23 protein-coding genes are annotated in these 23568 nt (G+C 61.6%); 16 read left to right on the top strand and 7 right to left on the bottom strand.

All coding sequences use genetic code 11. The features are described 5' to 3' along the window. Positions 1-368 precede the first annotated feature (368 nt). Positions 369-644, top strand: a complete 276-nt coding sequence (locus tag AC0L3J_RS07785; protein ID WP_473346720.1) for a hypothetical protein — start codon at positions 369-371, stop codon at positions 642-644. Between the two features lie 176 nt (positions 645-820). After that, entirely contained in the window at positions 821-1576 is a 756-nt protein-coding gene (locus tag AC0L3J_RS07780; protein ID WP_007592988.1) for an outer membrane protein, read from the top strand. A 314-nt stretch (positions 1577-1890) separates the two neighbouring features. On the opposite strand, the gene AC0L3J_RS07775 is transcribed toward AC0L3J_RS07780, so the two are convergent. Next, the gene (locus AC0L3J_RS07775) at positions 1891-2247 is read right to left on the bottom strand and encodes a hypothetical protein (protein ID WP_473346718.1); all 357 of its coding nucleotides are present in this window, start codon (positions 2245-2247) and stop codon (positions 1891-1893) included. Positions 2248-2685: 438 nt separating this feature from the next. Between AC0L3J_RS07775 and AC0L3J_RS07770 the strand changes: the two genes are divergently transcribed. The 4 genes from AC0L3J_RS07770 (at position 2686) to AC0L3J_RS07755 (ending at position 6602) form a co-directional block, all read left to right on the top strand. Then, positions 2686-3531, top strand: a complete 846-nt coding sequence (locus AC0L3J_RS07770; RefSeq protein WP_473346717.1) for an HD domain-containing protein — start codon at positions 2686-2688, stop codon at positions 3529-3531. An 83-nt stretch (positions 3532-3614) separates the two neighbouring features. Continuing rightward, on the top strand, positions 3615-4730 hold the full coding sequence (locus AC0L3J_RS07765) for an AI-2E family transporter (RefSeq protein WP_473346715.1): 1116 nt from the start codon (positions 3615-3617) through the stop codon (positions 4728-4730). 155 nt (positions 4731-4885) lie between these two features. Further along, positions 4886-5998 carry an acetate/propionate family kinase gene (locus AC0L3J_RS07760; RefSeq protein ID WP_473346714.1) on the top strand — a complete coding sequence of 371 codons (1113 nt, stop codon included), beginning with the start codon at positions 4886-4888 and terminating at the stop codon, positions 5996-5998. A gap of 145 nt (positions 5999-6143) precedes the next feature. Beyond that, the gene (locus AC0L3J_RS07755) at positions 6144-6602 is read left to right on the top strand and encodes a potassium channel family protein (RefSeq protein WP_473346713.1); all 459 of its coding nucleotides are present in this window, start codon (positions 6144-6146) and stop codon (positions 6600-6602) included. Here AC0L3J_RS07755 and AC0L3J_RS07750 read toward each other — a convergent pair. Beyond that, entirely contained in the window at positions 6580-7263 is a 684-nt protein-coding gene (locus AC0L3J_RS07750; protein WP_473346712.1) for a helix-turn-helix domain-containing protein, read from the bottom strand. The genes AC0L3J_RS07755 and AC0L3J_RS07750 overlap by 23 nt on opposite strands. Before the next feature lie 312 nt (positions 7264-7575). On the opposite strand from AC0L3J_RS07750, the gene AC0L3J_RS07745 reads away from it, so the two are divergent. Together AC0L3J_RS07745 and AC0L3J_RS07740 are read left to right on the top strand one after the other, a co-directional pair. Further along, positions 7576-8199, top strand: coding sequence for a response regulator transcription factor (locus tag AC0L3J_RS07745; RefSeq protein ID WP_473346711.1), 624 nt, complete (start codon positions 7576-7578; stop codon positions 8197-8199). 197 nt (positions 8200-8396) lie between these two features. Beyond that, positions 8397-8771, top strand: a complete 375-nt coding sequence (locus tag AC0L3J_RS07740) for a response regulator (protein WP_473346709.1) — start codon at positions 8397-8399, stop codon at positions 8769-8771. 12 nt (positions 8772-8783) lie between these two features. Here the strand turns inward: AC0L3J_RS07740 and AC0L3J_RS07735 are convergent, their stop codons facing one another. Genes AC0L3J_RS07735 through AC0L3J_RS07725 form a run of 3 tightly spaced genes read right to left on the bottom strand, consistent with a single transcriptional unit; the run spans position 8784 to position 12014 of the window. Further along, the gene (locus AC0L3J_RS07735; protein ID WP_473346708.1) at positions 8784-9395 is read right to left on the bottom strand and encodes an invasion associated locus B family protein; all 612 of its coding nucleotides are present in this window, start codon (positions 9393-9395) and stop codon (positions 8784-8786) included. 31 nt (positions 9396-9426) lie between these two features. Then, positions 9427-10269, bottom strand: coding sequence for an alpha/beta hydrolase family protein (locus AC0L3J_RS07730; protein WP_473346706.1), 843 nt, complete (start codon positions 10267-10269; stop codon positions 9427-9429). 56 nt (positions 10270-10325) lie between these two features. Beyond that, positions 10326-12014 carry an aspartate-alanine antiporter-like transporter gene (locus AC0L3J_RS07725; RefSeq protein ID WP_473346704.1) on the bottom strand — a complete coding sequence of 563 codons (1689 nt, stop codon included), beginning with the start codon at positions 12012-12014 and terminating at the stop codon, positions 10326-10328. 130 nt (positions 12015-12144) lie between these two features. Between AC0L3J_RS07725 and AC0L3J_RS07720 the strand changes: the two genes are divergently transcribed. From AC0L3J_RS07720 to AC0L3J_RS07695, 6 genes are all read left to right on the top strand, one after another. Beyond that, positions 12145-12819 carry a YoaK family protein gene (locus tag AC0L3J_RS07720; protein ID WP_473346703.1) on the top strand — a complete coding sequence of 225 codons (675 nt, stop codon included), beginning with the start codon at positions 12145-12147 and terminating at the stop codon, positions 12817-12819. Then, complete coding sequence (locus AC0L3J_RS07715; RefSeq protein ID WP_473346702.1) at positions 12819-14537, top strand: SulP family inorganic anion transporter; 1719 nt, start codon at positions 12819-12821, stop codon at positions 14535-14537. The genes AC0L3J_RS07720 and AC0L3J_RS07715 overlap by 1 nt, the downstream gene beginning before the upstream one ends. 169 nt (positions 14538-14706) lie before the next feature. Then, positions 14707-17460, top strand: coding sequence for a decarboxylase (locus AC0L3J_RS07710; protein ID WP_473346701.1), 2754 nt, complete (start codon positions 14707-14709; stop codon positions 17458-17460). 15 nt (positions 17461-17475) lie between these two features. Continuing rightward, entirely contained in the window at positions 17476-19176 is a 1701-nt protein-coding gene (locus tag AC0L3J_RS07705; RefSeq protein WP_473346700.1) for an aspartate:alanine exchanger family transporter, read from the top strand. A gap of 31 nt (positions 19177-19207) precedes the next feature. Then, the gene (locus AC0L3J_RS07700; RefSeq protein ID WP_007592965.1) at positions 19208-19645 is read left to right on the top strand and encodes a hypothetical protein; all 438 of its coding nucleotides are present in this window, start codon (positions 19208-19210) and stop codon (positions 19643-19645) included. Between the two features lie 176 nt (positions 19646-19821). Further along, on the top strand, positions 19822-20277 hold the full coding sequence (locus tag AC0L3J_RS07695; protein WP_473287403.1) for a hypothetical protein: 456 nt from the start codon (positions 19822-19824) through the stop codon (positions 20275-20277). An 86-nt stretch (positions 20278-20363) separates the two neighbouring features. On the opposite strand, the gene ppk2 is transcribed toward AC0L3J_RS07695, so the two are convergent. Both ppk2 and AC0L3J_RS07685 read right to left on the bottom strand, forming a co-directional pair. Beyond that, entirely contained in the window at positions 20364-21164 is an 801-nt protein-coding gene (ppk2, locus tag AC0L3J_RS07690; RefSeq protein WP_473346699.1) for a polyphosphate kinase 2, read from the bottom strand. A 36-nt stretch (positions 21165-21200) separates the two neighbouring features. Beyond that, positions 21201-21653 carry a hypothetical protein gene (locus AC0L3J_RS07685; RefSeq protein WP_085351234.1) on the bottom strand — a complete coding sequence of 151 codons (453 nt, stop codon included), beginning with the start codon at positions 21651-21653 and terminating at the stop codon, positions 21201-21203. 181 nt (positions 21654-21834) lie between these two features. On the opposite strand from AC0L3J_RS07685, the gene AC0L3J_RS07680 reads away from it, so the two are divergent. Next, complete coding sequence (locus tag AC0L3J_RS07680; RefSeq protein WP_456769659.1) at positions 21835-22245, top strand: hypothetical protein; 411 nt, start codon at positions 21835-21837, stop codon at positions 22243-22245. Further along, positions 22238-23470, top strand: coding sequence for an HlyD family secretion protein (locus tag AC0L3J_RS07675; RefSeq protein ID WP_473346698.1), 1233 nt, complete (start codon positions 22238-22240; stop codon positions 23468-23470). The genes AC0L3J_RS07680 and AC0L3J_RS07675 overlap by 8 nt, the downstream gene beginning before the upstream one ends. Positions 23471-23568 lie beyond the last annotated feature (98 nt).

Here is a 23568-nt window from a genome sequence, read left to right as displayed (position 1 = left end):
AATCAAATGTCCTTAGATCGGGAGTAACTGACATGAGTGAAACGTCAAGGTCTGAACGAATCGATCGTCGCGGGGCTCTTTCATTGCTCGGATGGGCCGCTGTACTCGAATTGGCGGCATCCGGCACGGTGCTGTTAGGAACAGAAGCGCCGGCGCAGACGATCGGCATGGAGCGACGCCAGGAGAGGCGGGGAGCCCGTCACGAGCGGCGTCAGGAACGGCGCATGGGCCGGACTGAACGCCGCCAGGAAAGGCGTACAGGGCGCACGGAGCGCCGTGAAGAGCGGCGCAACTAGGACGTCAACATGCTCTCACCGATCATCGTTCGCCGGCAGATGTCTGCTTGATCGCGATCCGGAAGCTGGCGGATGCCGCAGACCTGGTACGTTACATTCGAAGTGCAGAAGCGTGGGACCTTGCCGAAGCGGCGAAGTCCACGGGAGACACGCACATTCGAGAGCGAAGCCGAGGCGCGGGCTTTCGCGCGAGAGAAATTCAATGAGGGATTGATCGTGTTTGCAGGCACGCTCAATCCCTTTTTGCCGCGACGGCTGATTCCCTCGAGCGACATTCCGTCCTGGATAGAGCAAGACCGAGGCGACGAGGTTGGCGGCCATGATGACAAGCGCGAACCGGAGAAATAGGCAGCATGTCTTGGTGCGTCATGCCGATGTCGCGTTCGAAATGTCTTGAGTGTTGCCATTATGGTACGTGGAGTTTGTGGCCTCGCCCGTAGAGTTTCAGCTGGAAGTTGGGGGATGATTGCAGTGCAACAAGCCGCCGTTCGAGCAAATCAAAAAGCGGCCGGCAAGGAGAGAGCATGATGAAAAGACTTCTACTAGCAACCGTTGGTCTGGTGGCGCTGTGCACGGCGGGGACCGCCATGGCTGCCGATATGGCCGTAAAGGCGCCGCCACCGGCACCGATCATTCCGATCTACAATTGGACGGGGTTCTACATCGGCGGCAATGGTGGCTGGGCGCAGAACCACAATTGCGTGGATTTCCTTGACGCGGCTGGAGTCGCCGTCGCCTCTGGCTGCCGCGATCGTTCCGGTGGTGTCATCGGTGGCCAGCTCGGTTATCGCTGGCAGGCCAGCCAGTGGGTGTTTGGTCTGGAGGCTCAGGGCGATTGGGCGGATCTCAGCAACCAGCGCGTCAGCCTGTTCAATCCGGCGCTCTCCACGCGCGCCAAAACGAGCGCCATCGGCCTCTTCACCGGCCAGATCGGCTACGCCTGGAATGCGTCACTGTTCTACGTGAAGGGCGGCGCTGCGGTAACAGACAATCGTCTCAGCGTGCTTGATACTGCGTCCGGCGCCGAGCTCGCGGCGCAAAGCGCAACCCGCTGGGGTGGTGTCATTGGTGTCGGATACGAGTATGGCTTCACCCCGAACTGGTCGGTGGGGCTCGAATACGACCATCTGTTCATGGGGCATCGGAATAATTCGTTCACGGCCGCCGATCCGCGCCTTGCCGCTTTTGTAAACGACCGGATCACCCAGGACGTGGATATGCTCACCGTGCGCTTCAACTATCGCTTCGGAGGGGCCAACCCGGTCGTCGCGAGGTACTGAACTCTCCCGGTCTGATGTCTTCAGGGGGCCGGCAGTCATGCCGGCCCTCATTTTTATGGTCTTATGCGCAAGCCAGTCAGCGTCGGCCGGCGCGATCGACCGGACCGCCGCGGTTGGTCGGAGTGCCGGACCGCACTGCTTCTCGTGCGGCAGCGCGTGCGACGGGACGCACTCCCACGACGACGCCCGGTCTTGCGATGCAATGCGCGCGCTAGTCCACATATTGGCAGTATACGACCGCGTTGGCGCTTTCAGGGCTCGCGAAGACGAGCCCGGGCACCAAGAGCGCGTGCTCAGGAAAATCCGAGGCAGATCTACCAGCCCGAATAGTAGCTCCGCCTTGCATAGTAGCCGCCATAACCGCCATAGCTACCGTAGGCGCTGTAGGCACTGGGCGGACAATAGTCATAGCCGTATCCTCCGCCGTAAGAGGAGTATCCGCCGCCGTAGGAGGGATATGCACCATAGTAGCCGGAGTTTGCGATTGCGCCACCGACGATGGCGCCCGCGACCACTGCGCCCGCGCCCCAGCCACGGTAGCCTCTGTATCCGTAACCTCTGTAGCCATATCCGGCGCCGCGATATCCCAAACCACGATAGCCCAATCCCGCTCCGCGGTAGCCTCCACCCCATCCGCCACGATAGCCCCAGCCTCCATAGCGCACTTTCACCACGTCGTTATCGAGCGCGGATCTCATCACGCCGACGTTGGTGGGCAAAGGCGCTGCTTCGCTCCCGGGCACAGAAATCATGGCGCTCGCGACAGTAAGACTTGCTGCAAATGCTCCTTTGATGAACCTCATAATGTCCTCCACCTGGTTGAAATCTCGATTGACCGGCGAGGGAAGGATTCCGTCGCGCCGGCGGCGTGACCGTGCACATGAAATGTTTGCGGTCGTTACCGGCTTGGCCTTGATTTGAATCAACGAGCGAGATTGGAGGCCGTGAGCGGCTCCGGCCGGTCACCGGTCCGCTTGCCCGAGGCGCGGCACCAGATGGATCGTCCTTAGGTCGTAGAGCGCGGCGGGCTTGAAGAACCTGCGAATATCGCGAACATTAATCGCAACGGCTTGATCTGCATCGTCGACAATACATAGCGGAGAGACCTGATGATCACAGTTCCGGAACTGGTGTCGCAAGCTCTGGGCGCGTTTCTGACGATGGAAACCAAGGACCGGTTCGGTGCCTCCCATGCCGGTCTGACCGAACTGCTTCCGTTCGCGGCCAAGCTCACCATGGAGTGCATCGGCAACAGCGATGCTCTCTATCATAACATCGAGCATACGTTGCTCGTGACCCTTGCCGGGCACGATATCCTGACGGGGCGCGCGCTGCTCCGGCCCACCACGGCAAACGACTATGCGAATTTCATTCTGGCGTGCCTTGCCCACGACATCGGATACGTCCGCGGCGTCGTTCAGGGCGATGAGGACGATCTGTTCATCGCGGACGTCACCGGCAACACGGTTCGTCTGACGCGAGGATCGTCCGATGCGGCTCTCGCGCCATACCATGTCGATCGGTCGAAACTGTTCGTGCTGGAACGGCTGGATTCCGTCGAGCAGGTGGATGCCGACCGGGTCGCTCGGGCGATCGAATATACCCGGTTTCCTTACACGATGTCTTCGAATGACAGCCTCATTGAAGAGGAGGGATTGCTGTTACGGGCCGCCGATCTCATCGGTCAGCTCGGCGATCCCAACTATCTGAAGAAGTGCAACGCGCTGTTCTACGAGTTCGAGGAGATCGGCCTCAATAAGACCTTGGGCTACGCGACGCCAGCGGACATCGTTTACAAATATCCACAATTCTATTGGAGTAACGTAGCTCCCCAGATCCAACCGGCGATACGTTATCTCAACGTGACGTCTCGAGGCCGGCAATGGATAGCGAGTCTCTACGGCAACGTATTTCGGGCCGAGCGTGAGCTGACTCTCTCCGGACCGCAGCCCTAGACCGGACCACAGCCCTAGAAGAGGCTCGACGCTTGATCTGGATCAAGCGTGCGGCGTGAGAGCAGGGGCTAGTTCGCCTCAGCATGCGCGGCATGACTGAAGGCGCGTCCGTGAAAACACTCCGTCAGATATTCTCCGGAGACGAGATCATCCAGCTTTTGATCCGGCTCGGATTGCTTGGGCTGCTGCTCGTCTGGGCGCTCCTCCTGGTCCGTCCATTCATCCCCATATTGGCCTGGAGTGTCGTGCTTGCTGCTGCGCTGAACCCGGTTTTTCGGCGCCTCAGCGACATTCTCGGTGGGCGGCCGAAGCTTGCGGCGACGATCCTCACGCTCGTCAACCTGGCTGTGGTGATCGGACCGGCGACCTGGCTGGGCATGGGCGCGGTCGACGGGATCACCGATCTTGCCGCCCAGGTGACGGCCGGTGAATTGCATGTGCCTTCGCCGCCGCAGTCGCTCAAGGAGTGGCCAGTCATCGGGCCTCAGCTCTTCGATCTCTGGGACCAGGCGACGACCAACCTCCGGTCGCTCTTGCGCGCGGTCGTGCCCTATTTGAAGCCATTCGCGACCACCTTGCTTGGGTTTGCCGGCAATGCCGGTGTGGGAACGGTCAAGTTTCTGCTGTCGGTGGCGGTGGCCGGCGTGCTGTTTCCGTATGGACCTCAGCTCGTGGCCGCAGGGCGCAGCTTTCTGTCGCGCATCGTGCCGGACCAAAGCGAGCATTTTCTGGACTTGGCGGGAGCCACGATCCGCGCGGTGGCTCAAGGCGTGATCGGCGTTGCTATCATCCAAGCCTTGCTGGCGGGAATAGGTTTCAAGCTCGCCGGCATCGCCAGCGCGGGCCTTCTTGCCTTCGTGGTGCTGTTGCTGTCGATCGTGCAGATCGGCGGGACCATCGTCATCCTGCCGGTTATCATCTGGATCTGGACCGACAAGGAATTTCCGATCGCGCTCCTACTGACGGTGTTTCTCGTGATCGTATCGGTTCTCGACAATATCCTGAAACCGCTTGTCATGGGGCGCGGCCTGACCACGCCGGCGCTCGTCATCCTGATCGGGGTGATCGGAGGGACCCTCTTCCACGGGATCATCGGCCTCTTCATCGGACCTATCATTCTATCTGTGGTCTGGGAGCTGACGGTGGCCTGGATTCGTGCCGAACGTGCTGTGCCGGCGAAACTGGCGATCGAGCGTTGACCTAAATGAGTTCGACCGAGCTTTTCAGCCAAAACGATACGACAACGAGGTCGGAATCTGGTGGTGGAAATGTCTGGCCCGCCTGGTGCCGTTGCAGTGACCGCCGGTATTGATGCAGGGATTCGGCATGCTCCAACGAGTGCGACGTGAGCGCCATGGATACCATCCTTGTCATCAATGCCGGCTCTTCTGATCTCCGATTCCAGATCTACTCTGTCGAAGGAGAAGGCAGGCTACGGCAGCGGCTCAAGGGGCGGTTGGACGGCATCGGGCGCTGTCCGCGCCTGCGGGCGAGCAAGGCTGGCGGCGGTCCGCTCGCCAATCGCGCTTACCCAGTCGAAGCAGTGCAGGATATTGCGGCCGCGATGGACATTGCCGGCGCCTGGTTGCGGGATGAGCTTCATATCCACCCCATTGCAGTCGGGCACCGCGTCGCGCACGGCGCTGCGGAGCATGATCGGCCAGTCCTCATCGATCAGGAAGTCCTGGCGTGCCTGGAGCGGTTGACCGCGTTGGCGCCGTTTGACCTACCGCACAATCTGGCGCCTATCCGTTCGATCCTGGTGAATTTCCTGGCGCTCCCGCAGGTCGCCTGCTTCGACACCGCATTTCACCGAACGCATGCCGCGGCCGCCGATGATTATGTCATTCCTCGTCAGCTCTATGCCGAGGGCGTGCGGCGCTACGGATTTCATGGTCTCACTTACGAATATATTGCGAAGGCCTTGCCTAGGATTGCGCCGGAAATCGCGATGAAACGGGTGATAGTCGCGCGTCTCGGGAGCGAGGCATCGATGTGCGCGCTCAGCGGTGGACTGAGCGTAGAGAGCACAATGGCCTTCACCGCGCTTGACGGATTGCCGATGGACGTGCGAGCGGGGCAAATCGATCCGAAAGTCGTGGGCCGCGGTGATATGCGTCAGCTCGAAGCAAGTAAGGACGCGAGCGCGAAGTTCGCCATCGATCATTTCGTTTATCGAATCGGTCTCAACGCGGGCATGCTCGCAGCTGCGTTGCAGGGTCTTGACGCGTTCGTCTTCACGGCAGAGGTCGGCGACAACTCCGCATTGCTCCGTTCGCGCGTGGCGGAGCAGCTCGCATGGCTCGGTGTCAAGCTCGATGCGAAAGAGAACGCGCTGCAATCGCGGCTGATATCGTCTCCAGCGAGCCGCATCCCAGTCTACATCGTGCCCTCCGACGAGGATCTCATGATCGCCAGGCACACGCTGGCGCTGCTGATGAAGGGTGGCTCGAGGGTGGCAAGCTGAGCGTCATGACCGGGGGTCTTGGCGGCCGCAGTGCCGAGCGTACACGCCCGCGGCACGTTGATCTGCGTCAAACGCCCGCATCATACCGCGGGCCGGATGGCAGGGCTGACCAACCAAACCCCGGCAGCGTCTGAGGGAGCTCGCAATGGCGGTCCAATTCCTGCTCGGTACCTTGATCAGCGTGATCAACATCATGATTCACGCGCTGGTGACCGTTGCGGCCATCGACATCGCTCGTACCGCTGGCTTGAAGCATACCGCGCGGCCCCGGTCGCACCTCATGGCCGTGATGGTCACCACTGCTGTCATTTTGATGGTCGCGCACACAGTCGAGGTTCTCATTTGGGCGCTCGCCTATGCGACAGTCGGCGCGGCGCCTCCGGGGAGCGATCTGCTATATTTCACCTTCGTGAACTACACCACGCTCGGCTATGGGGACATCACGCCCGTGGCGGGCTGGCGGCTGACGGGACCTATGACAGCGATGAACGGCATCCTGATGTTTGGTTGGTCGACCGCGGTTCTTTTCGAGGTCCTGCGCAAGACGGTTGAGCATCTTGCGGCGATTGCGGCGCCCGGGTCTAGTTCTGGAGATCGAGGCTAGCGAGCTTCAGCCTGTCCAGCAGCACGATCTGGCGCTGGGTGTTTCCGATGAAGCCGAGGATACCGAGCTCATGCAACCGCGATAGTGCGCGGGAGACGGTTTCCAACGTTAATCCGAGATAGTCGGCGATATCACGCCGCGACATCGGCAGCGCCATGATCCCGGCGGCGGTCAGCCGCTTGTCCATCTCGATCAGGAAGGCTGCGACCCGCTCCAGCGACGTCTTGCGGCCGAGCAGCAGCATGTGGTCTTCCGCATGCTGAAGGTTGATCGTGGTCATGCTCAGCAGGTTGCGAGCCACCACGGCGTCGTCCTGCGCGACCAGCTCGAGACTTTGGCGCCTCACCAAACGAACCGTGGTGTCGACGATCGCTTCCGTCGTGAACCTGTGCACGCTGCCGTTTTCCAGCCCGAAGATGTCGCCCGCAAGATGAAATGCGCCGATCTGGCGTCGGCCGTCCGATAGCAGCTTGTAGCTCCGCACAGCGCCCTTCTTCACCTGATAGACGTACTCTGCGGGCTCCTTTTCGCCGTAGACTTCGGAGCCCTTCTTATAGGTAAACTCGTTTAGGCTTATGATCGGATTTGAATCGGTGTTTAACCCTAGCTCGCGGAGCGAATGAAGCCGCGAGGAGGCGTCGGCAGCGGTGCGAACGAACATGGCCAACTCCCGAACTAATGGTGACGCGGTATTTCCATCGCGGGAATAGGGAGCCGCCGAAAATCCGCTTCCCGCGAAGGTTGTTTAGGCGATAATTGGGGTTTTCAACCATTGTCTGTAGGTGCATTGTACCAAGGTACAGGAGGGGTCGAGGCGCTGACTGAGAACCCGTCAGAGTGTCTGTCAGATGATGCGGCAATATGCCGACAACGGACGCTTCGTTCCCGGTTGTGGCATCCCAATTGGGCTGCTTTGCTCAGGCATCAACGGCACGTCTAGTCTTTCTGCATTTGAAGTACCGAGGGAAAAAACTTGTCCGGCTTCGTATATGTCGTGGACGACGACGCATCCTTCCGGATGGCGATTCAGCGTCGGCTCAAACTGGCTGGGTATGAAGTTGTGACCTACGCGTCCGCCCAGCAGTTGCTGGATGATCCGCCAGGGTCCGACCATCCGGGATGTATCTTGCTTGATGTGCAGCTTCCTGGCCTGAGCGGGCCGGAGTTGCAAAGCTCGCTCATCCAACGCCGTTCGCCGCTGCCGATCGTCTTCCTGACCGGACATGCCGATACCGCGACGACGGTTCGTGCAATCAAGGCCGGCGCGGAGGATGTCCTTACCAAGCCGGTATCGTCTGAGCAGTTGATCGATGCGATTGAGCGGGCAATGGCTCAACAGGAGGTGGCGCGGAGCCAACAGAGCAAGCTCGATTCGCTACGTACTCGCTTGAGGTCTCTATCGCGGCGCGAACGACAGGTGTTCGACCTGATCGTACGCGGTAAAATCAACAAGCAGATCGCCTATGAGCTCGGAACGACCGAACGCACGGTGAAGGCGCACCGTCACCAAGTGATGACAAAGATGCAGGTACTATCGTTTGCCGAACTGGTGTCCGCTGCCGAGCGGCTCGGCCTTCTGGATTCGGCAAAGGTGTGAACCTCAGGCCGGCGTCGTTACTTCGCCAAGCCTGCGATCAGACCTGTACGATGGGACAATATGAAATGTTATTGACATAATTCGCCCTGGGCCGCCTACATACCGGCGTCGTTAGCCGTCGGATTAGCGCAGGAACCTTTGCCGCGTAGCGTCGTTGCGACGCGAGTGCCAGGTTTCCAATCAGAAAGACGGGTCCATTGTTTGCACGTAAGCCGATTTACGTCGTGGATGATGATTTATCAATGCGCCGAAGCTTGGAGCGGCTGCTTCGAAAGCACGGCTTTGATGCTGTTGCTTTTGAGTCCGCCGCTGCGCTGCTTAGTTATGGCTGCATTGAAGAGGCGTGCTGCATCGTTCTGGATATCAATCTGAACGGAGAGTCGGGTATCTCACTCCGCCGCACGCTCGCGAGCGAATGTGCCAGTGTCCCCGTCATCTACATTACCGGCAACGACTGCCAGGCAAATCAGGCTGCCGCGATTCAGTCCGGGTGCGCCGCCTATCTGGCCAAGCCCTTCGCAGCAAGCGCTCTCATCGATTCCATCGAACGCGCCTGCGCCGACCATGGCTGACCCCGCCGCTGCTCACTCCTCGATGTCCTGCTCCAGGGTCTGTGCGGGGGCGCCATTGTGAACCGAACCAAACTTCGCCAGCGGCAGCGATGTTGTCAGAGACAAAAGGTTGGAATCGGTGACCTCGAGCACCAGCGCCTTGCCGGCTTCCATGTCCTCGATGAACTTGGGATCGGCGGCGTCGGCGGCGATACAGGCATTGCTCAGGCACCAGGTGTAGGGCAACGACCGGGAATTTCCCTGATCAACGGTCAGCTTGGCAGGCTGTTGCAGATACATGCCGACAGGGACAAACACTTGCAGCCGGGCAGTGCGGTCGCCGTCGCGCTCGATCAGGTCCATGCGCACCGCCATCTGGCCCGTTGCAAACTTGCCGGTGATCGAGGTCCGGCACAGCATCGGCGCACCGCCGGGCTTGACGCAAAGCTTCCGCCAGTCGCCATAGGTGATGTCCTTGGCTTCGCGCTGTCCGCGAGGCGCGATTTCGGCGGGTCTGGCCTCGTGCGCGCGCTCCTGCGCTGCCGCGTTCTGGGCTGAAGCCGGTCCGACAAGGGTCGCTGCGAACAAAATCGATAGATTGGCGACCATCTGCCTGAGCCATGGTGTCGAAGCTGCGCTGATCATGGCAGTGTCTCCAGCCGCGCGTCCGCCGCGGCTATTTCTGTGCGTCGAGGAACTGTTCAACGAGCGGTGACCACGTCGGGATCGTATCGGGCGAGCCGATGAAGAAGTGCCCTTCGTTGCCAAAGGGTGGCATCAGATGATATTCGGCCCTGCCGCCGGCAGCGGTGAAAGCGTCGTGCATGCGCTTCGACAAGGCCGGGCCAAAAAACGTGTCATTCTCGATATAGAACCACAGCATTGGCACTCGCGAGGTTCGGCCGAAATCGGCGGTCGCTTCGACCAGCTTGTCCGGTGCGCAATTGCTGTTGGGTTTGCCGTCGACGCGGCCGCCGCGTCCTGCTGCGAACGTGATGATTGCCTTCACCTGTGGCGGGTTTGCGCTCGAGAGCGCAATGGAAGCCCAACCGCCCGCGGACTGTCCGATGACGATCACGTCCTTCGGCAGAACGCGTTTCTCGGCCACCATGTAGTCGATGATCCAGAGATCGACTTGCGCAACGGCACGTCCGGCGTCGTGAAAGTTGGGACTAGTACAGCTTCCGACCTTGGAGAAGAACGGCCCGTAGAGACCATGCTCGGGAACGTCGATGGCGGCTGCACCATAGCCGGTGCCGACGGGGGCCACGACGAAATAGCCGCGCTTTGCGAACCATTTGGCGGCGTCTCGGAATTCCACCAGCGGAAAGAAGCTCCGGTCGACGGGCTTGAGCGACACGCCATGGTTCATGATCGCCAGCGGGAAGGGGCCTTCGCCGACGGGCCGCACCACGTAGGCGAACATCGGCAGCGGTAGCGGCAGCGCCCAGATCTCCTCCTGGAGGCGGGCGTTCTCTTCGGCCCGTGCAGGAGCAAGAAGGCAGGCCAGGATGCTCAAAGCAGTCCATATCCCTTTTAGGTCCAAAGCATGCCGGGAATTCACGTGCGCCTCCTTCAACCGGCGAAAGTGCTGGCGACGATGATGGGGCCAAGCACGGTCAGGACGACGTTGCCGACAGCGTAGGGCACCGCGACCCCGAGCACCGGCGTCTGGCTTTCTGCAACTTCGCAGGCGCCGGTCACGGCTGCGTCGACCGTCATGGCCCCGGCCAGGGCGCCGCAGATGATCACGGGGTTCATGCGGAGCACGCGATGGGCAAACAGGGTCGTCACGATCAGCGGCACGAGCGTGACCACCAGGCCCATGCCCACCAGCAGCATGCCGTGCGACTGGATTGCGACCCAGGCCGCGTGGCCGTTCCCGAGCCCGATCGCGGCGATGAAGCCGCCAAGGCCGAGATCGCTCAGCGTCTGCTGCGCTGCAGGCGGCATTGCGCCCATGGTCGGCCGCCGCGAGCGGAGCCAGCCGCAGAAGAGCCCCGCAATCAGGGCGCCACCGCCACCGCCCAACGTCAGGGGCACCGACCCGATCTTGACGCTTGCGAGACCGGCGAGCAGACCCACGGCGATGCCTGCGGCAAGGAATGCGATGTCGGTGCGGTCTTCGGAGCTCAGGATCTGTCCAACCTGCGAGGCGGCGCGCTCGATGTTGCGGGTGCTGCCGACCAGCGTCATGACGTCACCGACATAGACGCGGGTGTCGGCGCTCAGGGGGACCTCGCGTCCCATCCGCGTCAAGGTGCGCAGGAACACGCCGCGCGCGGCGTCGCCGACACGGTCGGCCATGTCCTTGACGGAGCGGCCGTGGAGCTTGCGATTGTCAACGAGGACGTCGACCACATTGCCTGGAAGAGCCTTCAGGATCTCATCGGCATCGATTTCTGTGCCAACGATCGGCTTTGCGGCGACAATGGCCGCCGTGCGACCCGCGATGACGATGTCGTCGCTCGCTTCAAGCACCGTGTCGCGATGCGGCTCGACGTCAGCTCCCCCGCGTACGATCCGCTCGATCACGCTGCGGCTGCCGATCTCGTCTTCGACGGCGCCGACGGTCCGACCGGCCGCGGCCGACACTCGATAGGCGCGGGCCTGGAATTTGCGATAATGCAGATTCTCAGTTTGTGGCGGGTTGCCACCCGAAAGCTCCGCCTCGAGCTTTGCAGCTTCCGCTTTCAGATCGATCCGCATCAATTTCGGCGCGACAAACGGCACGTACAGGAGCGTGAGGATATAGCCGAGCACGTAGGTGACGGCGTAGCCGGCGGCGATATTGGCGTCCTGCTGCTGCAGCAACTCTTTGGGGAGTCCGAGCTGGGCTAGTGCGCCAGATGCGGTGCCGATGACCGACGATTGTGTCAGGGCTCCCGCAGCAAGACCGGAAGCGGTGCCGGGACCGAGCGCGAACACATGGGCAAATACGAGAACGATGACGAGGCCGGTGCCGCCAAGCACGAGTGCGAGCGCAACCTGCGCCAGGGTCCGGATGCTCAACGAGGCAAAGAACTCGGGTCCGGACCGGTAGCCGATCGTGAACACGAACAGGCTGAAGAGAATGACCCTGAGCAGGGACGGAAACGTGAAGGTGCCGAGCTGCCCGATCAGGACGGCAACGATGAGCGTGCAGGCCGTGGTGCCGATCGAAAAACCGCGGACTCTGACGCGGCCAAGAATGGTGCCGAGCGCGACGGACAGCAGCAGAAAAATTTCCGGAGCGGCGGAGATGATCCATCTGACCGTGCTCATGGTGCAGGCCCTCCAGCCATTTGCACCAAATCTGGTTGGTGATAGCCGGCGATGCTTGATCCAGATCAATCCTCGCGGTCAGCCAGTCGCTCCCTGTTGAGCCGCAGGATTCCAAAGCCGACGTTGGGACATGAGCACGATGGATACCGCCGTTGCTTCGTCGATACGCCGCGACGAAACGGTGCCAGTCGCGCTGTTGCTGGCGTTCGCGGGCGGCTATCTCGACGCCTATACGTGGATCATGCACAGCGTCATGGCTAACGCCCAGACTGCAAATCTCGTGCTGCTGTGGGTCTATGGATCGATCGGCGACTGGACGAAAGCGCTCCACTTCGTCCCACCGATCCTTGCGTTCGCGGTCGGTATTGGCGTCGCGTCATGGCTGCGCCGGGCGGCGCGACAGCGCGCCAGTGCCATCAGCACGCTGGTCGAAATCCTCCTGCTGGTCACCATCGCCATCCTGCACAACCGCTTGCCGGATCTCGCCGGAACACTCGGCATTTCCTTCGTCGCCGCCGTGCAGAGCGCGGTCTTCACGAGGGTCGAGGGCGTGCTCTACAGCTCCGTCATGATCACGGGCAACATGCGGCAGGCGATTGAAGGGCTGTTCGCTGCGGCCTCCGGCAATGGGACGCTCCGTCCCCCCGGCATTTTCGTCACCTTATGCGTCACCTTTGGTCTAGGGGCGGCTGTGGGCGCCTTCGCGACCAAGCAAATCCCAATTCTGGCGCTCGGTCTCCCCGTGATCGCACTGCTGGTCGTGCTGTTGCTCTGCGAAGTCTCAAGCGAGGAGGGCAGGCTCTGATGTCTTCCGGGCGGAAATGGCGCTGGATCTTCCTGTTCCCGCCCGCAACCTGGTTGGCGCAGTATCACCGCGCCTGGCTACGTTCGGACACCATCGCCGGCATTACGCTTGCGGCTTACGCCATTCCGGTGTCGCTGGCCTATGCCACGCTGGCGGGCCTGCCGCCCCAGATCGGAATCTACGGCTACATGCTCGGCGGCATCGGCTATGCGCTGCTCGGGTCGTCGCGCCAGCTTGCAATAGGTCCGACCTCGGCGATCTCGCTGATGATTGCGGCGACGGTTGGGACATTGTCCGGCGGAGACGCGGCGAAATACGCCGAGATCGCAAGCCTGGCCGCATGCGCGGTGGCGCTGCTTTGTCTGATCGCGTGGCTATTCAAGCTCAGCGTTCTCGTCCGCCTGGTGAGCGACAGCATTCTCGTCGGCTTCAAGGCCGGCGCGGGACTCACGATCATGATGAGCCAGTTGCCGAGCCTGTTCGGCGTCGCCGGAGGCGGTCACAATTTCTTCGATCGCGCCATCAAGTTCGCCGGTCAGCTCGGCGGCATCAATTGGCTGGTTCTGGCGATCGGAGCCATTGCGCTCTTGTTCCTGCTGGTGGGAGAACGGCGGCTGCCGGGAAGGCCGGTCGGGCTTACGATCATGGCGTTGTCGATTGTCGTGGCGACATTGCTTGGCCTTCCGTCCCTTGGCGTGCCGGTGACCGGGAAAATCCCAGAGGGATTGCCGGCTATCGGGTTGCCGAGTTTTGGCCTATTGGAGCCCGACGAGCTCTTCCCGCTGGCTGCGGGATGCGTGCTGCTGGCTTATATCGAAGGCGTCTCCGCCGCCCGCAGCTTTGCTGCCAAACATGGCTATGCCCTTGATGTCCGACAGGAGTTTTTGGGGCTCGGCGCGGCGAACCTCGTCACCGCCTTCGGCCACGGCTATCCCGTGGCCGGGGGACTGTCGCAATCTGCAGTCAACGACAATGCCGGGGCGCGCACGCCGTTGGCCCTGGTGATCTGCTCGGCAACGCTTGCGCTATGCCTGCTGTTCTTCACGGGGCTTTTGACGAATCTGCCAAAGGCAGTGCTGGCGGCGATCGTCTTTGCCGCCGTCTACAGGCTGGTGGACATCCGAGCGCTGGTGCGGATGTGGCAAGTCAGCCGCATCGACTTTTACGCTGCGACAATTGCCCTCCTATCCGTGTTGCTCCTGGGGATCCTGCAGGGCGTCCTGCTCGCGGCGGTCGCTTCGATCGTCCTCCTCCTGGCGCGAGCTTCACGCCCGAACGTCGCTTTCCTCGGTCGCCTCCCGGGTACCGGCCGTTACTCCGACGATGCGAGGCACGAAGGGGTCGAGCCATTGGTCGGCATTATCGCCTTTCGACCAGAAGCCTCGCTGCTTTACATCAATGCCGAAACAATCCTGGAAACAGTGTCGGATGCCTTGCTGAAGTCAGCCGATGTCAGACTGGTGGTCTGCGATCTCTCCGCGTCGCCGTACATCGATCTGGCTGGGGCGCGCATGTTGCACGACCTTTACGACAAACTCGCCTCGGCGCATATCGCCTTCTGCATTGTCGGCGCGCACGCACAATTGCGCGATCTGCTGCGGGCTGAGGGATTGGCGGAAAAGACCGACAGTGCGGCTTGGCTTCGCTCGGTCGACGACGTGCTCGGTGAGAACAAGCAATCGTCTGATCCGATATCGCTATTGCCCAGCCAGCTCTGATCCGATCTCCCGCCCGAAACCGGACGCCGGCAGCCACTTTGGCGATATTGCATCGCGAGGTGCATCGCACCTTCTTCAAGATGCGCGTCCGTTGACTTGGATCAATAGACCGACGTGAGCGGGCACCACGATCCCGGCCGAGACGTCGCAAAGAGATCCGGAGAGAGACATGTCCAAGGACGCCAAGGCTGCAGAAAAGCGCATCGATCAGTTCATTTCCGGGCCCGGCGGACGGGCGGACGACTGGCGCGATCTGGTCGAAGCAGCCAAGGTATGGGCGCGCGGGGGCGACCGCGCAAAGTACGATGCGGCGCTGGCCGATCTCTCCGTCATAGAAGAGTTTCACGGCTATCCCGGCCTGCAATTGATGGCAGCGTTGAGGGAGGCGGCGTCGGCTGGGGATGCGGCGGGTTCACTTGGTCTTGCGACGCGGATTACGCAGGCCCTGATGACAAGATCCTTCCGCCAACATGCCGGCGATTGGGATCCCAAGGACGACGGCAGTGGCGATGCACCCGAGCTCGTGTCCTCGACTTTCGGCTCACATGCAGCCCGGCGACCCTATTTCGAAACGCTGGTCGTCACCGGCGTCTCCTCCGAGAAGTGGCCGGCGCTCGCCGCCGAATGGCGCAAGTTGCGCCGTCCGGTCGATTCTTTCGTCTATGAGCCGGTGATCGTCGGCAGTCTTGAAGACGCCTTCTGCGCGACGATGCTCAACCCCAATATCGCCGCCGTCGTCATCAACGAAGGGTTCGGGCTGCGCTCGCGTCACGACGCGCCGGTATTGCGCACCATGACCGCCGCCGCGGGGATCAATGACGAGTCGGACGCGTCCGCTCTCCGGCTCGCACACATCATCAAGCGGGTGCGCCCCGAACTCGACCTTTATCTGATGTCGAATCGCGACGTGGAGGAAATGGCGGGGAACCCCGAGGCCAATGTGGTTCGGCGGATATTCTACTCCATCGAAGAGCTCCTCGAACTCCATCTCTCTATCCTCGAAGGTATCCAGGATCGCTTCGATACGCCGTTCTTCGACAATCTCAAGAAATACGCGCAACGCCCGATCGGGACGTTCCATGCGCTGCCGATCGCTCGCGGCAAATCTGTCTTCAGGTCGGACTGGATCCGCGATATGGGCGAATTCTATGGCTTGAACCTGTTCCTGGCCGAAAGCAGCGCGACTACCGGCGGCCTCGACAGCCTGCTGGAGCCGACCGGCACCATCAAGAAAGCACAGGACAAGGCGGCGCGGGCGCTCGGCGCCGATCGCGTGTTCTTCGTGACCAACGGCACCTCGACGTCAAACAAGATGGCAGTGCAGGCGCTGCTCGGGCCAGGCGACATCGCGATCGTGGATCGAAACTGCCACAAGTCGCACCATTACGGCATGGTGCTGGCCGGCGCCCAGCCGATCTATGTCGAAGCGTTCCCGATGACGGAATATTCGATGTATGGCGCGGTGCCGCTGAAGACCATCAAGCAGGCGCTGTTGAACGCGAGGGCCGACGGCCGGCTGGACCGCGTCAAGATGCTGGACCTGACCAACTGCACCTTTGATGGCCACATCTACAACACCCGCCGGGTGATGGAGGAATGTCTCGCGATCAAGCCCGATCTCATCTTCCTGTGGGATGAAGCCTGGTTCGGCTTCGCGCGCTTCTCGCCGTTCCTGCGTCGGCGGACCGCGATGGGCGCCGCGAATGAGATCGAGACGTGGATGCACGACCCGAAATCGGTCGCGGCTTACGAGAAGCAGCAGGCCGAGCTCGGCAAGACTCCCTCGGACGACGTGCTGCTCAAGACCCGTCTGATCCCGGATCCGCGTCAGATCCGCTTGCGCGTCTACCAGACCAACTCGACCCACAAGTCGATGTCGGCGATCCGGCAGGGCTCGATGCTGTCGGTCAAGGACGTCGAATTCCACACCGTCGAGCAGCAGTTCAAGGAGGCGGTGTTCACGCACGCGTCGACCAGCCCCAACCAGCAGCTCATCGCCAGCCTCGATGTCTCGCGGCGCCAGATGGAGCTCGAGGGCTACGGTCTCGTCGCCAACGCGATCGAAATTGCGTTCGCGATCCGGAGGGCGGTCAACAGCAATCCGCTGATCTCGAAATACTTCCGGATTCTCGGTGCGGACGCGATGGTGCCGGCGCAATATCGCCAGAGCGGCTTCACCGACTATCTCGCAACTGGCATGAACTGGGCGAACATCCTGAAGAGCCTGGACGACGACGAGTTCTGCCTGGATCCGACCCGCATGACCTTGGTGTGCGGCACCGCAGGTTACGACGGTACGCAGTTCAAGGGTATCCTCGCCAACGACTACAATATCCAGATCAACAAGACATCGCGCAACTCGGTGTTGTTCCAGTCGAACATCAACAACACCCGCAGCGACGTCGCGCATCTGGTGAGGGTACTGGCCGAGATCGCGGGAGAGGTCGACCGCGGGTTGGTTCAGGGCGGCGCCAATGCGAAGAAGACCTTCGAGGCGCGGGTCAAGAGCCTGATGACCGATGTGCCCGACCTGCCGAACTTCTCGCAGTTCCACGACAGTTTCCGTGGCGATGCCGGCACCAGGACCAACGAGGGCGACATTCGTAGCGGCTTCTACTCGGCCTATGATGCGGCGGGATGCGAATATATCCGGCTCGGCGATTCCGAGATCGACCGTCGCCTCAAGGCCGGTCCCGACCTCGTCTCGGCCAGTTTCGTGATCCCGTATCCGCCGGGTTTCCCGATCATGGTGCCGGGGCAGGTCATCACCCAGGAAACCATCGACTTCATGCGCAAGCTCGATGTGAAGGAAATCCACGGCTACGACGCCAAGGAAGGGCTGAAGCTCGTGCGTGCCGAGGCCCTGGCGAAGATTGGGCGGCCCAAGCCGGGCGCTGCGCCGAAGCTGAAGGCGGCATCGTAATAAAAGGGGACGGATATGCAGAGCTTTTTCACGTTCTTGCAGCAGAACCCGTTTCTGTTGCTGTTCTTCGTCGTCGGGCTCGCCGTCTGGATCGGCCGGGCCAGCATCAAGGGTTACGGCCTCGGCATGGTCGCCGGCGCCATCGTGGTGGGCGCAGCCCTTTCGGTTTGGGCGTCGGTCTACGGCGTGAAGCTTGAGCTGAACGCGTTCGCCAAGAGCCTGTTCTACTATTTGTTCATGTATGGCGTCGGCTTACGTGTGGGACCGTCCTTCATCAACAGCCTGAAGGGCGATGGTCTCAAGTTCTGCATCCTGGCGCTGGTGTCGAGCGTTCTCGGTCTGGCGCTTGTCGTTATGCTTTCGAAGCTCTTTGCGCTGCCAATTGGTGCTGCCGGCGGCATGCTGGCAGGATCGCAGACCATGTCGGCCGCGATTGGCTCGGCTGAGCAGGCCATCACCTCGGGCGTCGTGAAGCTTCCCGAAGGCATGAAGCCCGAGGACGCGTCGGGCATGATCGCGTTGTCCTACGGCATTACCTATATTTGGGGCACCGTCGGCATCATCCTGATCTGCAAATACTTGCCGCGCTGGTGGGGCGTCGATGCCAAGGCGGCTGCCAAGCAATACGAGCAGGAGTTTGGCGTCAAGGATCTCGAGGGTGGCGGCTTGACCGGCTATCGGCAGTTCGGCCTGCGCGCCTACCGGCTCGAAAATCCGGGCCAGGTCGGCATGAGCATTGCCAAATTCCGTGTGATGAATCCCGAATACCGCATCGTCAACGTAGCGCGCGGCGGAGAACCGCAGGGTGCCGATCCCGAATTCGTCCTGCAAAAGGGCGACGTCGTCGCGCTCGGCGGCTCGACCGAGCATCTCACCGACAAGATGGGCCTGCTCGGTCCGGAAGTTGCCGACGCCAAGGCGCTCGGCATTCCCATGGATCAGGCGGACATCCTCGTCACCAACAAGGCGATGGCCGGGCGGACCTTTGAATCCTTCCGCGAGACGGCCATTGCCGGGCAGTTGCAGGTCACCAAGGTCGAACGTGGCGGCGTGCAGATTCCGGCCGGTCTCAAGACCGAGTTGCAGCGGATGGACATCGTCTCGGTGGTCGGCATCAAGTCGGCTGTCAACGAGCTCGGCGAGATGTGGGGACGCATTGCGCGGACCAACACCTCGACCGATCTGTTGACGCTCGCCGCCGGCATGATCATCGGCTTCCTGATCGGGATGATCGAATTCCCGGCCTTTGGTGCCAAGATCGGCCTCGGCAACGCCGGCGGTCTGTTGCTGTCGGGCGTGATCGTCTCATCGCTGGTCTCCCGGCTGCGCTTTTTCGGCAATACGCCGAACGCGGCACGCAATGTGCTCGAAGATCTCGGTCTCGTGGTCTTCGTCGCCATCGTCGGCATCAATGCCGGCGCGGGACTATTGGCGCAGCTGACCGGGGCCGTGGCGCTGAAGATCTTCGTTGCCGGCTTCATTGCCTGCACGATTCCGCCGTTCATCGTCTGGGCGATCGGCTTCCACGTCTTCAAGATCAACCCGGCCGTGTTGATGGGCGGCGTTGCCGGTGCGCGGTCGCACTCCGGTCCATGCCGCGAAGCCGCGGTGGAGATCCAGAGCTCCGTGCCCTGGATTGGGTTCCCGGTTGGCTACGCCGTATCGGGCATTCTGCTCACCGTGTTCGGCTATTTCGCAATGATCCTGGCTCAATAGCTCGGCGTCACAACCAGAGGAAAGAAAAGTCATGAGAAAAGTTGCCATCTATGCCGCCCTGGTCGCCTCGCTGGCAGGAGTCGCCGGATTCAGCACGCCATCGCGGGCAGAGACCGGCCAAGTTGCCGTTGTCTTCACCAAGGGCGGTTTCATCGTTGGCGTCGGTGGCGGCGAGGGCGTTCTGCTGTATCGCGGCCACAAATATCCCTTCACCGTCTCGGGCATGAGCGTCGGCTTTACGATCGGCGCCTCGACCACCAAGCTGGTCGGTCGTGCCCTCAACCTGAGGGGGCCGGAGTCGATCGAAGGCTCCTACGCTGTCGGCGGTGCGGGCGGTGCTATCGCTGCCGGCGCAGGTGCCGTTCAGCTGCAAAACGGCAATGGCGTGATTCTGCAGCTTAGCGGGCCGAAGGTTGGTGCGGAGCTGTCAGCCGCTGTGGGGGGCGTGACGATAGCTTTGAAGCGGTAGAGCGGCAGTCGCGCCGCTTCGGCGGCCGCGGCGCTCTAGCTGAATGGCGGCTGCTTTTCTCATGCACGTAAGTCAGTGAAGCCGCCGCAACTCAGTGCCAGGTTCGGGTGCCAATCGCGTTCCGCGAGGCATCGTCGAAAGCGGATCACGGCGCCCATATCGAGGGAGGACATGCCATGCTTCGTTATCTTCTCGCTCTCGCTGCGGCCGTCGTTCTTCTCGCGGCCGCGCTCGTTCCCGATGATGCCTATGCCCGCCGCGGAGGTGGCGGTGGAGGCTATCGCGGAGGTGGAGGGGGCATGCGCGCCGGAGGTTTCCATGGCGGCGCCGTTCACGCCGGACGGATCCATGGCGGAGGCGGACGCCATTACGCAGGAGGTCCGCGGCCGAGCCATCCCATAGCCGGTCGTCCGGGCCGTCCAGGTTACCCCGTTGCGGGCCGTCCCGGCCGTCCGGTCGCCGGCTATCCCGGCGGCTATCCGCGATATGGCTACCGAGGCGCGGCTTACGGAGCTGCTGCCGTCGGTGCGGCCGCCGCGGGCGCCTACGGATACTACAATAACAACTACAACAACGGCTGTTATCAGGACACGTACGGCAACTGGGTTTGCCCCAACCAGTATCCTTATTAAAGGAAAGTGCCGCTGACGGGCCAGCGGACCCTCAGCAGCATGGTCAGGTGATCGGGCCGAGCCGGGAGCGCGGCCCGATCACCTCGTCAATATCGCTCGGCGACGAAGTTCATTCCGCGCAGGCCGGCCTGGTCATTGTAGCGTCCTTTGTCGGAACGCTTCGGCAGCCTCACCTTGTCCTTCTTGATCCGCTTGTGGGGGATCGCCGCCAGGATGTGCGCGATGCAGTTCAGCCGCGCCCGCCGCTTGTCGTCGGAGCGAATGATGTACCAAGGCGCGTCGTTCGTGCTCGTCTTCTTGAGCATCAGGTCGCGCGCGCGCGAATAATCATACCAGCGCTTGAATGATTCCAGGTCCATCGGGCTCAGCTTCCATTGCCGCACCGGATCGTCGATGCGGGCGTTGAAGCGGCGCTCCTGCTCGTCCATCCCGACCTCGAGCCAGATCTTGATCAGGATGATGCCGCCGTCGATGGCGTACTTTTCCACCTGCGGGCAGAGCGACAGGAAACGATCGTGCTCGGCGGGTGAGCAGAATCCCATGACATATTCGACGCCGGCGCGATTGTACCAGCTCCGATCGAAGATCACGATCTCGCCGCCGGCCGGAAACTGCTTCATGTATCGCTGGAAGAAAAGCTGCGTCTTTTCGCGATCCGATGGCGCCGGCAGCGCCACCACCCGGAATACGCGCGGGCTGACCTTTTCGGTGATCGCCTTGATCGTGCCGCCCTTGCCGGCCGCGTCGCGGCCTTCGAACAGGACAATGACCCGAAGCTTGTTTTCCTTTACATAATCCTGGAGATGGCAAAGCTCGATCTGGAGCGTTTCGAGCTCCTTCTCGTAGTCCTTGCGTTTCATCCGCTCTGAGGCTTCGTCCTTTGCCATGCCGCTCCGCCTTCTCTTAACTCGGCCGAAACGTGATCAGTCGCCCCAGGAAATGATGACGCCGATGTCGCCGGGCACGCCGTCAGGAAAGTCGACGACCTGGTAGCCGATGCGATAGCCGCGCGGCTTGAGGTATTCGGTCCAGAGTTCGAAGATCTCTTTTGGAATTCCCGTCAGCGTTTTCTCCCAGCCCGCCTCCATTTGGTTGATCGCGCGGCCCTTGTCCGTGCACAGCGTATTCGGGAAGCGATAGACCTGCACTTCGGTCAGGCCGTTGCGAACCGCGCGCTGGATGATGGTCGAGGCGAGCTTGATTTTCTCCTCCTCGGATTTGCCGGACGGTTTGCTCAGCCGTTCGATCAGAGCGCGTTTCTCGGCTTCGGCCGCGGCGGCGAGGCGAACATATTCCTCGGCCTTTCTGGCTTCCTCGAGCGCAGCTTCCTTGCGAATTTGCAGTGCGTTGGGAATGAGCTCATCGATGCCGGGCATGATTGGTGCGTTCCTGGCTTGCTGTGGGATCGGAGTCAGGGCTAAGCTAAGTTTCGCGCCGTTCGGACCTTTGATTCATATCAAGCAATTTTCTCACCTGCGCGGCCACAGTGACGAGCCGGCGCGCAGACCGCCCTGATCCCTTCCGTGGAGGCGACCATTGAGCGAGCAACTTCATCCGATGGCTCCGCATCATCTGCCGTTCTACCTCGCGCCGGGAAGCGGCACGGACGTTCTGATGGTGGTGATGGGGATCTTCCTGATCGGCACCGTACTCTGGGTTGGCACGCTCTATTGGAAGCTGCACAGCCTGCCCGAACGAATGGCGCACAAGTCGCAGAAGCTGCAATTCGAGATCGTGGCCGTGCTCGGCATCATCTCGCTCTTTACGCACATGCACATTTTCTGGGTGGCCGGCCTTCTGCTCGCAATGATCGACTTGCCGGATTTCGGCACGCCGCTGCGGAGTATCGCAGGCTCGGTCGAGAGGATCGCCGACGCCGCGCCCGGCGAGAGCCGCGAGCCAGAACTCCCCAGCTTGCCGCCGGTCGAAAAGCCGATCGTCAAGGGAAAGGAACACAGCCATGTTTGAGCTCATGTTCTGCTCCCTCCTGACCATCCTGCCGGACTACCTCTACCGCCGCTATGCCCAGGGCAAACGTTTCGGCAAGGAAATCACCTTCTTTTCCATCTGGTATGAATTGCGATGGGGCATCACCGGCTGCCTGATGCTGACGATTTCGCTGATCACCATGATCTTCTACTTTCACCCGTCAACGACCTCGGCCGCGCTCTATTTTCGGACAGTCCCGATCCTGCCTGAAGGCTCCGGCCGCGTCGCGGAAGTCAATGTCGGCTACAGCGAGGCAGTGAAGAAGGGCGACGTGCTGTTCAGGTTGGACAGTTCGAAGCAGAAGGCTGCTTTGGAGACGGCCACCCGCAAGATCGCCGAGGTCGACGCCGCGATGACAAGCGCCGAAAACGACGTGGTCAAGGCCGAAGCGCAGATCCAGGAAGCCAAGGCCAGCCTTCAGCAGGCCAAGGACGAGCTGGACGTCAAGACGGAGCTGCAGCGCCGCAATCCCGGTATCGTCCCGCAACGCGATATCGAGAAACTACAGGTCGTGGTCAACCAGCGGCAGGCTGGTGTGGACTCGGCCACCGCGTCCAAAACGTCGGCGATGTTGCGGCTTTCAACGCTGTTGCCGGCCGAAAAAGCGAGCGGCCAGGCGGCGTTGGCTGAAGCGCAGGTCGATCTCGACAAGACCTTCGTTCGCGCCGGCGTCGACGGGCGGGTCGAGCAGTTCCTCGTTCGGACGGGCGATCTCGTTGCCCAGATCATGCGACCAGCCGGCGTGTTGATACCGGCGGATGCCGGCAGGGGTAGGCTGCAGGCCGGGTTTGGACAGATTGAAGCGGGGGTAGTGAAGGTAGGGATGGTCGCAGAAGCGACCTGCATCTCCAAGCCATGGGTGATCATTCCGCTCCTTGTCACCGATGTGCAGGATTACATCGCCGCCGGCCAGGTGCAGGCTGGCCAGGAATTGATTGAAGCTCAGAATGCACGCAAACCGGGTTCGATCCTCGCCTTCCTGGAGCCGCTGTACAAGGGCGGACTTGAAGGCGTGACGCCGGGCAGCAGCTGCATCGTCAATGCCTATACCAGCAATCATGAGGAGATCTCAGCCAAGGAGACCAGTACCAGCCGCGCCATTGCGTTGCATGTCGTGGACGGTGTCGGCCTGGTGCATGCGCTGCTGCTGCGCATCCAGGCGCTGCTGCTGCCGATCAAGACGCTGGTGCTCAGCGGGCACTGACTGGGTTCGATCTCGGCTTGGATCGCACTCCGGTTCAGCAACAGGCCGCAGTTGAGCCGGGCGGGGCGTCAATGAGCCCGTGCGCGGCCGCCGGACGT

It is taken from the genome of Bradyrhizobium sp. Kon37 (genome assembly GCF_055807535.1).
This window is presented reverse-complemented; position numbering and strand designations above follow the sequence as displayed.

What these genes read in the sequence shown, in the direction of transcription:
- AC0L3J_RS07785 (WP_473346720.1), top strand. Translation starts at nt 369, where the DNA reads ATGCCGCAGACCTGGTACGTTACATTCGAAGTGCAGAAGCGTGGGACC.
- AC0L3J_RS07780 (WP_007592988.1), top strand. Translation starts at nt 821, where the DNA reads ATGATGAAAAGACTTCTACTAGCAACCGTTGGTCTGGTGGCGCTGTGC.
- AC0L3J_RS07770 (WP_473346717.1), top strand. Translation starts at nt 2,686, where the DNA reads ATGATCACAGTTCCGGAACTGGTGTCGCAAGCTCTGGGCGCGTTTCTG.
- AC0L3J_RS07765 (WP_473346715.1), top strand. Translation starts at nt 3,615, where the DNA reads ATGCGCGGCATGACTGAAGGCGCGTCCGTGAAAACACTCCGTCAGATA.
- AC0L3J_RS07760 (WP_473346714.1), top strand. Translation starts at nt 4,886, where the DNA reads ATGGATACCATCCTTGTCATCAATGCCGGCTCTTCTGATCTCCGATTC.
- AC0L3J_RS07755 (WP_473346713.1), top strand. Translation starts at nt 6,144, where the DNA reads ATGGCGGTCCAATTCCTGCTCGGTACCTTGATCAGCGTGATCAACATC.
- AC0L3J_RS07750 (WP_473346712.1), bottom strand. Translation starts at nt 7,263, where the DNA reads ATGTTCGTTCGCACCGCTGCCGACGCCTCCTCGCGGCTTCATTCGCTC.
- AC0L3J_RS07735 (WP_473346708.1), bottom strand. Translation starts at nt 9,395, where the DNA reads ATGATCAGCGCAGCTTCGACACCATGGCTCAGGCAGATGGTCGCCAAT.
- AC0L3J_RS07725 (WP_473346704.1), bottom strand. Translation starts at nt 12,014, where the DNA reads ATGAGCACGGTCAGATGGATCATCTCCGCCGCTCCGGAAATTTTTCTG.
- AC0L3J_RS07720 (WP_473346703.1), top strand. Translation starts at nt 12,145, where the DNA reads ATGAGCACGATGGATACCGCCGTTGCTTCGTCGATACGCCGCGACGAA.
- AC0L3J_RS07715 (WP_473346702.1), top strand. Translation starts at nt 12,819, where the DNA reads ATGTCTTCCGGGCGGAAATGGCGCTGGATCTTCCTGTTCCCGCCCGCA.
- AC0L3J_RS07710 (WP_473346701.1), top strand. Translation starts at nt 14,707, where the DNA reads ATGTCCAAGGACGCCAAGGCTGCAGAAAAGCGCATCGATCAGTTCATT.
- AC0L3J_RS07705 (WP_473346700.1), top strand. Translation starts at nt 17,476, where the DNA reads ATGCAGAGCTTTTTCACGTTCTTGCAGCAGAACCCGTTTCTGTTGCTG.
- AC0L3J_RS07700 (WP_007592965.1), top strand. Translation starts at nt 19,208, where the DNA reads ATGAGAAAAGTTGCCATCTATGCCGCCCTGGTCGCCTCGCTGGCAGGA.
- AC0L3J_RS07695 (WP_473287403.1), top strand. Translation starts at nt 19,822, where the DNA reads ATGCTTCGTTATCTTCTCGCTCTCGCTGCGGCCGTCGTTCTTCTCGCG.
- ppk2 (WP_473346699.1), bottom strand. Translation starts at nt 21,164, where the DNA reads ATGGCAAAGGACGAAGCCTCAGAGCGGATGAAACGCAAGGACTACGAG.
- AC0L3J_RS07685 (WP_085351234.1), bottom strand. Translation starts at nt 21,653, where the DNA reads ATGCCCGGCATCGATGAGCTCATTCCCAACGCACTGCAAATTCGCAAG.
- AC0L3J_RS07680 (WP_456769659.1), top strand. Translation starts at nt 21,835, where the DNA reads ATGGCTCCGCATCATCTGCCGTTCTACCTCGCGCCGGGAAGCGGCACG.
- AC0L3J_RS07675 (WP_473346698.1), top strand. Translation starts at nt 22,238, where the DNA reads ATGTTTGAGCTCATGTTCTGCTCCCTCCTGACCATCCTGCCGGACTAC.